We start from the raw sequence: 2,297 nt of genomic DNA, 5'->3' as shown, positions 1-2,297 counted from the left end.
GCAGTACGCGGAGGTCCGGCTGGACACCACCATGACGTTCACCGACTTCACCGAGGGATTCATGCCGTTCCCCCGCGTTCCATCCATAGTGATCCATCAGCCTTATGCCCCACCGTCTCCGGGCAGGACACAGGCCGAAGGGCCGGCGCAGGAGGTTTGTCTCCCGGGCTGGCCCTTCGTCGCGTCCGGCGCCGTGCCGTACGTTGGCAGGATTCGAACCCGCGACACCAGTCGGCTGTGGATATCAGGGGGCCAGGGTCTTTCTCTGCGCGGGGCGCCGCCGTCACCACTCGTCGTGGTCTTTGATCACCCGGAAGCTGGCCACGACACCGTCGTCACCGAACATGCCGACGAGGTCAATACGCGGTGCAGTGCCCTCGTCACCGAACATACCGACGAGGTCGGTACGGGACACACTGCCAGAGGTCTCGTCGTGGGGACCCACGATGGCGACCGGAGAACCGGCACAGTGGAAGCCTCGGAAGACCTCGACGGTCCGCCGGCTGTCATTGAAAACGTAGAAGCTGCTGGAGCTGGCCGCGGTGATGCAGCCGTCGGCGGATGCGGAGTACGTACGTTCGTTGAAGTAGATCTTTCCGTCTTCCTTGTGGCCGTAGTCGCGTCCGCCCTCGTCGCGGCCCTCGTTGCTCGCACTGCTCCTGTCGCCCGAGGGAGCCGCGACAGGAGCGGCTCGGTGGACAGGCAGGGCCGCTTGGTGCGCCGGCCGGACCACTCGGTGGACGGATTGGTGGGCCGGGGTGGATTCGACGGTCGGGGCGTAGATGATGCCGGCGGCTGCAAGGGCGGTCGCTCCTATTCCGGTGCCAACCACAGCATGAATATGCGGAGGCATGTCACTTCTCTCTGTCGGAGGGACGGCGGCGGGCACCGACCTGCGATGAACGTACCGACAGCTCTTATGACCGGCATTTCGGATGTATCTCTGGTGTGATTCCGCGAGCCCAATCGGGTACCTGCGGTTCAGGAACCGTAGTTGGTTCGTCCCGTCGGCCGGTCTTCGTCGCCTACGCCTGGTCCTGCAAGTGCTCCCCTCCCACGACAACGGCCCCTGAATTGCGAAAAGGGCAGTTCAGGGGCCGCCTCTATGTCGAGGAACTTCAGAGGGCACTTAGGGCCTCTCGTTTGGATCTTGCCGGGCTCGCGGGGTCTGGCACCGCTCCCTGATCCGGCCTGATCCAAACGAAAGACCCTAGCCGGCCGGTGTCCCGTCCGCCCAGAAGTTGACGCGTTCCCGTACGACCGGATAGCCGGCCGTGGTGAAGTGGGCGGCCATCGGGAAGTTCCCCTGGTCGGTGGCGGCCGCGATGAAGTCGGCGCCCTCGGCGGCGAGGAAGCGGGTGCAGTCCGCCAGCAGGTCGTAGGCGTAGCCGTGGCCGCGCTGCTCGGGGACCACGCCGATGAAGCCGACGCAGGGCCCCGCGGGGTTACGGGCCGGGACATGGATACCGGCGATCTCGCCCTCGGGGGTACGGGCGACGCGCCACCACTCGCGGGGCGACGGGCACCAGAGGAAGAAGTCCAGCTCCTCCTGGGCGGCCAGTTCCACACCGCCCTTCTCGATGGCACGCCGGGCGTGGGCGTCCAGGGTGACGGAGTGGATGCGGCGCAGGGCGTCCACGAAGACCTCGTCGTCCGGCTCCGGGGTGAACTCCAGGCGGCCGGGCTGCTCGGGCAGGCCCAGGTCGGGGGTCCAGCGGTAGATGAAACGCTCGACGAGGGGCTCGTACCCGGCGATGCGGGCGGCGGCGGTGCGGGTGGCGACGGCGGCGGCCAGGGCCGGGTCGTCGCGCCAGCCCGGCGGGAGGTCGAGTTCGAGCTCCGGGGTGGCCCAGGGCGCGGTGCGCAGCAGTTCGGCGCCCGCCGCCTCCTCGCCCTCGGCCACGTCGAACCAGTTGATCACGAGCGGGGCGGGGTCCTCGGCGCGGCCCCACCAGGCGGCGCGGGCCACGGGGCGCCCGTCGCGCAGGGCGACGCGCTGCCAGTCGGGGCGGTAGTGGGTGGCGCGGTGCCGCGCACTCAGGCCGAGCGGGTCGGGCTGGTCGTGGAACAGGTGGGCACTGCTCGGGTCGAGCGTGCGGATGACCGGTGCGGTCAAGGTGTCCTCCGGGAGATGTGCCTGTGGTGGTGGCGCTCCCGGTCCGGTCAGATGATGCACACCCGGACGACGGAGTGGAGGGAGCGCGCGTGCGGGGTGATGTACATGACGCTCGCCTCCTTCCTTGTCCGTCTCGGGCGTGCTCGCGCCACAGTAGGGGGACGCCCGAGACGGACAAGGA

At 68.8% G+C, this 2,297-nt stretch carries 2 protein-coding genes; both read right to left on the bottom strand.

Going from position 1 to position 2,297, the window contains the following annotated elements; translation table 11 throughout:
- Positions 1-283 precede the first annotated feature (283 nt).
- A complete protein-coding gene (locus CCN33_RS31920) occupies positions 284-853 on the bottom strand; it encodes a hypothetical protein (RefSeq protein ID WP_167387809.1) in 570 nt (189 codons plus the stop codon).
- Positions 854-1,210: 357 nt separating this feature from the next.
- Entirely contained in the window at positions 1,211-2,116 is a 906-nt protein-coding gene (locus CCN33_RS09220; RefSeq protein ID WP_086693052.1) for an N-acetyltransferase, read from the bottom strand.
- Positions 2,117-2,297: the final 181 nt, after the last annotated feature.

This window comes from Streptomyces recifensis (genome assembly GCF_002154615.1).
Classification (GTDB): Bacteria; Actinomycetota; Actinomycetes; order Streptomycetales; family Streptomycetaceae; genus Streptomyces; species Streptomyces griseoluteus.
The sequence above is the reverse complement of the archived record's forward strand: the minus strand, read 5'-3'. Positions and strand labels throughout refer to the sequence as shown.

What these genes read in the sequence shown, in the direction of transcription:
- CCN33_RS31920 (WP_167387809.1), bottom strand. Translation starts at nt 853, where the DNA reads ATGCCTCCGCATATTCATGCTGTGGTTGGCACCGGAATAGGAGCGACC.